The sequence below is a fragment of the Microbacterium sp. p3-SID336 genome (assembly GCF_025143365.1).
GTDB lineage: Bacteria > Actinomycetota > Actinomycetes > Actinomycetales > Microbacteriaceae > Microbacterium.
The window spans coordinates 1-8,289 of record NZ_JALXPE010000094.1 but is presented as its reverse complement, the minus strand read 5'-3'; the positions used below and the strand labels follow the sequence as shown (position 1 = coordinate 8,289).

The following is an 8,289-nucleotide window of genomic DNA, read 5'->3' as shown; positions in this document are numbered from 1 at the left end:
GAGCAGCCGCGCCTCTCCCACCAGCCCGCGCGCGATCTCGATGAGCTGCTGGCGGGCGATCGGCTGCGCGCCCGCGGCGGCGTCGAGGTCGAGGTGCTCCCCCAGCAGGTCGAGCGCCTGCTGCGCCGCACTCCGGAGCGCGCGACGGTCGATGCCGCCCAGCCGCCGTCGCGGCCAGCGGCCGAGCATGATGTTCTCCGCCACGCTCAGCCCCGGCACGATCGTGAGCTCCTGGTGCACCGTGGCGACGCCGTGCGCCCGCGCCACGCTCGGCGCGTCGAACACCACCGGTGCACCGTCGAGCTCCAGCGCTCCGGTGGTCGGCGTCTCCACTCCGGAGAGCAGTCGCACGGTGGTGCTCTTGCCCGCACCGTTGCGCCCCATCAGCGCGACGCACTCGCCGGCGCGGATCTCGAGGTCCACCCCGTCCAGGGCCTGCACTCCCGGGTAGCGCACGGAGACGTCGCGCAGCCGCAGCAGGGGTGGATCGCTCGCGGCCCCCTGCGGGGTGGACGGCTCGGTCATCCGTTGGCCGCCAGCCAGTCCTTCGCCGCCGCCGGGTCGCTGCGGTCGAAGTTGACCACGTCGACGAGCTGCTGGAAGGTCTTGGGCTTGTACTTCGGGTCCTTCTGCAGCGCCTTCACGATCTCGGCGACCTTCTCGCCGTTCGCGACGCCGTCCTGCCCGGTGACCGACTGCAGCACGTCGTCGGAAGCGAGGAGGCTCGTCACGAGCGGCTCGGAGACGTCGGTGCCGAACAGGAACGTCTTGCCCGCGCGACCCACGCTCTGGATCGCCTTCACGGACCCGATGGTGCCCCCGTCGTTCGACGCCCACATGAGGTTGATCTCGGGGTGGGCCGTGAGCTCGGCGGTCGCGACGGGGACCGCGGCGTCCGGCTGGTAGCCCTCCTGATCGGCGGCGATGTCGTAGGTCACCCCTGCGGCGTCGAGCGCGTCGGTGAACGCCTTCTTGCGCACCTTGCACAAAGCGACCACGTCGCAGTTGAGGATGCCGATGTGAGCGGTGCCGCCCAGCCGACCCTTGATGAAGGCGGCGGCGCGCTCGCCCGTGAGCTTGCCGAGCTGCTCGTTGTCGGACACCACGAACGCGGTGACGTACTTCTTCGCGTCCTTGTCGTTGATGCACGTGTTGACGCACACCACGGGGATGCCGGCTTGGGCGGCGTTGCGGATGCCGGCGACCGACGCGTCGGGGTCGAGCGGCGACGTGACGATCACGTCGACCCCGCGGGAGATCAGGTTGTCGTACGCCTGGGTCTCTTTCGTCGCGTCGGAGTCGTAGTTGACCGTCACGATGTCGGCGTTCTTGCCGAGCCCCTGGTGGAGCCCGGTCTCGATACCGCTGAAGAAGGTGTCGGCGAGAAGCTCGACGTAGCCGACGGTGGCCGTGCCTCCGCCCGAGCCGGACGATGACGAGGAGGTGGGAGCCGTGCACGCCGAGAGCGCGACGAGGGCTGCGGCGGCGGTGACGGCGACGGCGGCAGCACGGATGGCGGGGATCTTCATAGCGTCTCCAATGACTCGCTACTTCGTGAGGAAGCTCCGAGGCTCCCCGCACGACGCGCACGAGCGCATCCGACTGCATCCCCAGAACAACGTTGTCTTACAACGTCGTCCGATAGTAACCAGGCACAGGACGAGGCGCAAGATCCTCTCGAGAGGAACGCGGCGCTCAGCCCGCGGGGCGCTCGGATCCGCGCAGCCGGAGCGTGGTCGGCAGCACGGTCATGCGCGCGCCCGAGGGCTCTCCCCGAAGCGCTGCGAGGATCAGCCGCATCGCCAACTCGCCCATCGCGGTGACGTCCTGCTCCACCACCGAGGTGGCAGGCGAGGTGAGCGCCGCCGCCTCGAAGTCGTCGAAGCCGATCAGCGGCAGCCGCGCCCCTGCCTCGCGGAACGCCTGCAGCGCCCCGAACGTGGCCCGGTTGTTGGCAGCGAACACGGCGTCGGCTGTCGCGTCCCTGATGATCGCGGCGACGATGTCGGCCGCCTCCTCGGCCGCGTGGGCCCTGGTGTGCACGAGGGCGGGATCGAGCGGGAGACCGAGCTCGCGCATCCCCTCCGCGTACCCCTGGTGGCGCTCGTGCATGGTCCGGATTCCGGGATCGTCACCCAGGAACGCGATGCGCCGCACCCCCTGCTCGGCGAGCGCGAGCACCGCGCTGCGGGCTCCGCCGCGGTTGTCCGCGATCACGCTGTGTGCGTCCGCGAGCGCGCCTGGGCGGTCGACGAAGACGACGGGAGGCAGCGGCGGCGGCACGGCCGACCAGTCCCGCGCCGGCGAGCGCGGGGGCACCACGATGAGCCCGTCCACGCGCTGGTCGAGCATGCGATCCACGATCCGGTCGTGCCGGTCGCCGTCCTCCTCCGAACTGCTGATCATGACCATGTAGCCCTCGTCGGCGGCGACGCGCTCGACGGCGCGCCCGAGGGCCGCGTAGTACGGGTTCGCGAGGTCGCTGATGACGAGCCCGATGGTGCGGCTGCTCCACCCGGGGCGGATGCTCGCCGCGGAGAGGTTGCGCCGGTAGCCCAGGGCGGAGATCGCGGCGGCGATGCGCTCCGCACGCACGGGGTCGATGTTCGTCTCGCCGTTGACGAAGCGGGACACCGTCTTGAGGGCGACGCCCGCCTGCCTGGCGACGTCGTTCATCGTCGGGCGCTGCCCCATGCGCATGCCTCCTCGGTCCGGTCGACGCGCCGCGCGCCACCCGACCAAGAATGCCAGAGCCGCACAGGGGCCCTGGCATTCCGAGGTCACAGGGCGATGCGGCGTCCCTCCGCGTGCGAGCGCAGGGCGGCGGCGTAGATCTCATGCGTCGCCGCGGCCTCCTGCGGGGTCGCGGCCCCGAACCGGTCGCCCAGGGCACCGGCGCGCTCCGCGAGGAACACCGCCCACATCTGCAGGATGGCGTCCGAGAACCCCGTCTCGAAGATGCCGCCCGTCACCGTAGGCCACGACGACTGGCTGCCGACGTCGAGCGTCTGCCACACCTGCTCCCTGCCCACGCCGGGCACGTCGACCACGCGGAACACCTCCAGTGCCCCGGCGTTCTTGGTGCTGAAGCGCACACCGCCCTCCGTGCCCCGCACCTCGAAGACCCAGGTGTTCTTCTCCCCCGGCGCCAGGCGCTTGGTCTCCACGGCGAGGGGGAAGCCGTCGTCGTCCCCGCCGACCCAGGCATGCACGACCGCGTTGTCCCAGGTGTCGCACCGCACGAGGGCGCCGTCGGGGCCCGGTCGCTGCGGAACGATGTCCTGCAGCACGGCGTACACCTGCCGCGGCTGCCACCCCAGGCGCAGCGGCACGTGCCAGGCGTGCATGCCCAGGTCGTTCATGACCCCGGCCTCCCCGCAGGTCGCGACCTGCCGTTTCCAGTTGATGGGCTTGTCCGCGTCGAGGTCGCTGGAGTGCAGGAACGCGCTGCGCGCCTCGATGATGCGCCCCAGTCCGCCCGCGCGCACGGCGGCGATCGCCAGCTGCGCCCCCGGGTAGAACGGCATCTCGCTGGAGCAGCGGACGAAGCTCTCGGGGTGGTCGGCCATCGCCTGCAGCACCGCTCGCGCGGCAGGGCCGTCGATGCCGAACGGCTTCTCGGCCAGCAGGTCCTTCCCCGCGCGCACCACGTCGCTGTAGATCACCTGATGCAGGTCGTGGCGCACGGCCACATAGACCACGTCGATCGACGGGTCGGCGAGCAGGTCGCGGTAGTCGGTGGTCTTCGTGGTGACCGTGTCGATCTGGTCGAACCAGTCCATCGCGGCGGGCACGATGTCGCACACGGCGGTGAGCCGCGGGCGCGGGGGGTGATCGACGAGTGCGGGCCACCGCTGCAGCGCGGCGGCGATCTCACGCCCCATGAGCCCACCGCCGATGATCGCGACGTTCACCTCCTGCGCGCTCATGCGCGGTCTCCGCGCACGAGACCGAGCGCGTCCTCGACCGAGGCGTCGTGGTGCAGCACCGCCATCAGCGCCTCCGTGATGCCACGGGGATCGGGGTGCTGCACGACATTGCGTCCGTACACGATTCCTCGCGCACCCTGCGCGATCACCGCGCGCGTGCGCTCCAGGAGGGTGCGGTCGTCGACGCGGCCGCCGCCGCGGACCAGCACGGGCACATCCCCGGCCACCTCGATCACGCGGCCGTAGGCGGTGATGTCGTCGCTGGGGTCGGCTTTGATGAGGTCGGCGCCGAGCTCGACCGCCTGACGGACCAGGGTGACGATGCGATCGATGTTGCCGTCCACCATGTAGCCGCCCCCCGCCGTGACGTTGTCCTGCATGACGAGCGGCTCGATCATGAGCGGCATCCCGTACCGGGTGGCCTGCTCGCGCAGCACCATGAGCGAGCGGATGTTGGCGTCGCGGATCTCCGGGTGCCCCGGGATCTGCATGAGGTTCGCGCACACGGCCACCGCATCCAGACGCACGGCCTGCTCGATCGCGTGCGGCAGGTGATGGCTGAACAGATGCTCGTCGAGCGGGTTGCCGTAGACGTTGGCGACATCGGCTCGCAGCACGAGGGCGGGCTTGCCCCTGTCCGGGATCGACTGCAGCAGCGGAGCCTGTCCCGCCGTGAGCTGGATGGCATCCGGGGCGGCGTCGACCAGGGTGCGGATGGTCCCGGCCATGTCCTCGATGCCGCGGATGAAGCTCGGCTCGCCGAAGAACCCGTGGTCGACGGCGACATCGAGCACGCGGCCGGAGGTCGGATGGAAGAGCCTGTTCAGGCGATGCGGGGTCATGGTCGTCTCCTCGATTCGTGACTCCGGCGGCTGGTGCACCGCGGGTTTCGTGCGATACTAACCACGAAAAACAACGTTGTCTAACCTGAGGAGGTCGCCGTGCGCCGAGTCGCCGTCGCCGGTCACGTCTGCGTCGATCTGGTCCCCGAGCTGGGCCCGACCGCGTGCCTGACGCCGGGAGCGCTGATCGACATCGGTCCGCTCGCCTTCCGCGTCGGAGGCTGCGTGGCCAACACCGCGCGCACCCTCGCCGACCTCGGGCACCCGGTCACGGCGTACGCCACCGCCGGGACCGACGAGCTCGCCGGCGTGCTGCGGACACGGCTCCACCACCCGCTGATCGACCAAAGGCTGACGACCCGCGCGGGGAGCACGTCGTACTCGCTCGTGCTGGAGCCCGGAGCGGACCGCACGTTCTGGCACCACGTCGGGGTGAACAGCGTCACCGATGGGGCCGACATCCCGCTCGACGACATCGACCTCCTCCATCTCGGGTACCCGTCGCTCCTGCCCGCCCTGCTGCGCGACGACGCGGCCCCGCTCCTCGACCTCCTCCAGCGCGCACGAGACGCCGGCGTCACGACCTCACTCGATCTGGCCGTGATCGATCCGAGCTCTGCGGCGGCGCGCATCGACTGGGCCGCCGTCCTTCCCCGCATCGTCGCCCACGTCGACATCATCTCGCCGAGCGTGGACGACCTGGCCTCGGCCATCCCCGAGCTCGCGGACGGCGCGGATGCCGCCGGGCTCGCCGCACTGCTGAGCGATTGGGGCGCAGCGGTGGCCGTGGTCTCGGCCGGCACCGAGGGCGTCGCCCTGCACACCGGGACAGCGGAGAGACTGCGACGGGGCGGGCGCGCACTCGCGCCGCTCGCCGCGGCCTGGGCCGACACCGTGCTCCGTGCGCCCGCGCGAACCGTCGCCGAGGTGCGCACGACGAACGGCGCCGGCGATGCCTCCACCGCCGGGCTCCTCTACGCCGTCTCGCACGGGATGCCGCCGCGAGACGCCCTCCGCCTCGCGACGATGTGCGCGGCGGCCGCAGTGAGCGGACTCCCCGCGCCGCAGGAGACCACGACGCGCCTCGAGGTCCTCCCGTCCGCCGCGCCGCCGGAGACCGCCACCCGTGTCGAGGTCCTCCCGTCCGCCGCGCCGCCGGAGACCACGACGCGCGTCCCGTCCGCCGCCGCACCCGCACCCGCGACGGACTCCGCACCCATGCCCGTGCTGCTGCCGGCCAACCAGCCCGCCGCACGGTTCTACCGCGGCGGCGAGCGCATCGCGCAGTGGCGCGGCTCGGAGACCGCTGCGAGGAGTCACACACCCGAGGACTGGGTGGCCTCCGTGGTCGCCGTGCGCGACAGTGCTCCGCTCGGGATGACGACACTGCCCGACGGTGGCCTGCTTCGCGACGCCGTGGACGCCGACCCTGTCGGCTGGCTCGGGCCGGCGCACGTGGCACGCTACGGCCCCGATCCGCTGCTGCTGGTCAAGATCCTCGATGCGGGACAGCGCCTGCCCGTGCATGCGCACCCGGACGGAGACTTCGCCCGGCGCCATCTCGGCGCGCACCACGGGAAGGCGGAGGCCTGGCACATCCTCACGCCCGGGGTCGTGCACCTCGGCCTCCGCCGGGACGTCGCCCCGGGCGAGCTCGCACGCCTCGTCGCCGTACAGGACACGGAGAGCCTGCTCGTCCTGCTGCACGAGGTGCCCGTCGCCCCCGGTGACCGCGTCTTCGTCCCACCCGGTGTACTGCACGCGATCGGCGAGGGTGTGCTGCTGGTCGAGGTGCAGGAGCCCGAGGACCTGTCGATCCTGCTCGAGTGGCGGGACTTCACCCTCGACGGCGAGAAGGACGGCCACCTGGGCCTCGGGTTCGGCCGGGCGTTGACGGCGGTGGACCACCGTGAGCTGGACCCCGACCGGCTGGACGCCCTTGTCCGGCGAGCGGGCCACCCCGAGACCGGGCTCCCACCGGAGGCCGCCGCGTTCTTCCGCCTCGACGCCTTGACGGTGCGCGGCACCACGACGACGGAGAGCGGTTTCGCGGTGCTGGTGGGCCTCGACGGCGATGTCGAGGTCGACGACACGACGGGGCTGCGTCTGACCGGCGGCAGCACGGCGGTCGTCCCCGCCGCGCACGGGTCGCTGCGACTCACCGGCGCCGGCACCGTCCTCGTCGCACGGCCCCCGGCGCCATGAGGCGGACGGCCGAGGAGCTGCGTGCCGCGGGACTGCTCGCCGCCGACAGCGCCGTGGCCAGGGTCACGGACCGGCTCGGCATGCCCGGCTCGCCCGACAACGCCAGGGTGCTGGAAGCGGTGGTGACCGGCGGCCTGCGCTTCGAGGTGCTGCCCGACCGCGGCTTCGACGTGGGCGCCGTAGAGAATGCCGGGCTCCCCGTGGCCTGGCGTTCCCCCGTTCAGGATGCGCGGGCGCTGTCGGCACCAGCGGGCGACGACTGGCTCTCCCGGTTCACCGGCGGCCTGCTCGTCACGTGCGGCCTCGGCTCGATCGGCGCCGTCGCGGGTGCTCCCCTGCACGGCGACGTCAGCCACCGCCCCGCCTCGGCGATCCGGATCGCGCCCTCACGCGGGAGGGCCAGGGTGTCGCTCCGCGCGGACATCGAGAGCGAGAGCGTGTTCGGGCCGGCTCTCCGGGTGCAGCGGCGGATCCGCTCGGGCTTCGACTCCGAAGGCCGCCCTTTCCTCGACATCAGGGACAGGGTGGTCAACACGGGCGTCGTCCCCGCTCCGGTGCACCTGCTGTACCACGTCAACCTCGGCGCCCCTCTCGTCGTCCCCGGGACCCGCGTCGAGCTTCCGGCCGCGACGACGACACCTCGGGACGACACCTCGCGCGCGCTCGACAGCCGCGTGCTTCCGGCGGCGCGCTCCGAACTGAGCGAGGCGGTGTTCCACCACGCCCCGGAAGAGGGACCGGAGCCGACCAGGGCAGCCAGAGTGATCTCTCCGGCGGGACAGGCGGTCGAACTCGCCTGGTCGCACGCGACCCTTCCGCATCTGCACCAGTGGGTGCTGCCGACCAGAGGACGATGGGCGCTCGCCCTGGAGCCCGCTACGGTCGCCCTCCCGGGGGAGTGCTTCCCGCGCACCCCGCCACCCGTCCTGGCGCCGGGAGACCGTCGCACGCATCGCCTGCGCCTGACGCTGCACTGACGACGAGCTCGCCCCCGTCGCCACCCCCTTCACACAGAACGAACGTACCCCCGTCGCCGCCCCTCACACAGAGCGAACGCGCCCCCGTCGCCCGCCCACCCAGGGCGAGCGCACCCCCGTCGCGCCCCCCACCCAGGGCGAACGCCCCCGTCGCGCCCCCACCCAGGGCGAACGCCCCCGTCGAGGCCGCCGCCGCACACCTCGGCTCAGGAGGCGGGGCCGAGGATGAAGTTCCAGGCGCCCGTGGTCACAGCGGCGGCGATCGCGATGCCGGAGATCGCCGCCCCCACGGCCAGCAGCAGCCACTCCGCCGCGCCGAACCGCGACGGGCGCGCC

At 72.3% G+C, this 8,289-nt stretch carries 7 protein-coding genes; 2 read left to right on the top strand and 5 right to left on the bottom strand.

Features of this window, described 5'->3' with window-relative positions:
* The 5 genes from M3C17_RS18320 to M3C17_RS18300 all read right to left on the bottom strand — a co-directional run.
* The coding region (locus M3C17_RS18320) for an ATP-binding cassette domain-containing protein (protein ID WP_259979488.1) at window positions 1-525 on the bottom strand (525 nt) is incomplete at its 3' end.
* On the bottom strand, window positions 522-1,529 hold the full coding sequence (locus M3C17_RS18315) for a substrate-binding domain-containing protein (protein WP_259979487.1): 1,008 nt from the start codon (window positions 1,527-1,529) through the stop codon (window positions 522-524). The genes M3C17_RS18320 and M3C17_RS18315, both read right to left, overlap by 4 nt.
* Before the next feature lie 166 nt (window positions 1,530-1,695).
* Window positions 1,696-2,694: a LacI family DNA-binding transcriptional regulator gene (locus M3C17_RS18310; protein ID WP_259979486.1), complete on the bottom strand. Its 999-nt coding sequence runs from the start codon at window positions 2,692-2,694 to the stop codon at window positions 1,696-1,698.
* Between the two features lie 86 nt (window positions 2,695-2,780).
* Window positions 2,781-3,929, bottom strand: coding sequence for a Gfo/Idh/MocA family protein (locus M3C17_RS18305; RefSeq protein ID WP_259979485.1), 1,149 nt, complete (start codon window positions 3,927-3,929; stop codon window positions 2,781-2,783).
* The gene (locus M3C17_RS18300; RefSeq protein ID WP_259979484.1) at window positions 3,926-4,771 is read right to left on the bottom strand and encodes a class I fructose-bisphosphate aldolase; all 846 of its coding nucleotides are present in this window, start codon (window positions 4,769-4,771) and stop codon (window positions 3,926-3,928) included. The genes M3C17_RS18305 and M3C17_RS18300 overlap by 4 nt, the downstream gene beginning before the upstream one ends.
* Before the next feature lie 99 nt (window positions 4,772-4,870).
* Here M3C17_RS18300 and M3C17_RS18295 point away from each other — a divergent pair, with 99 nt between their 5' ends.
* Window positions 4,871-6,976: a PfkB family carbohydrate kinase gene (locus M3C17_RS18295; protein ID WP_259979483.1), complete on the top strand. Its 2,106-nt coding sequence runs from the start codon at window positions 4,871-4,873 to the stop codon at window positions 6,974-6,976.
* On the top strand, window positions 6,973-7,953 hold the full coding sequence (locus M3C17_RS18290; RefSeq protein WP_259979482.1) for an aldose 1-epimerase family protein: 981 nt from the start codon (window positions 6,973-6,975) through the stop codon (window positions 7,951-7,953). Before M3C17_RS18295 ends, M3C17_RS18290 begins: the two co-directional genes overlap by 4 nt.
* The last annotated feature ends 336 nt before the right edge of the window (window positions 7,954-8,289 follow it).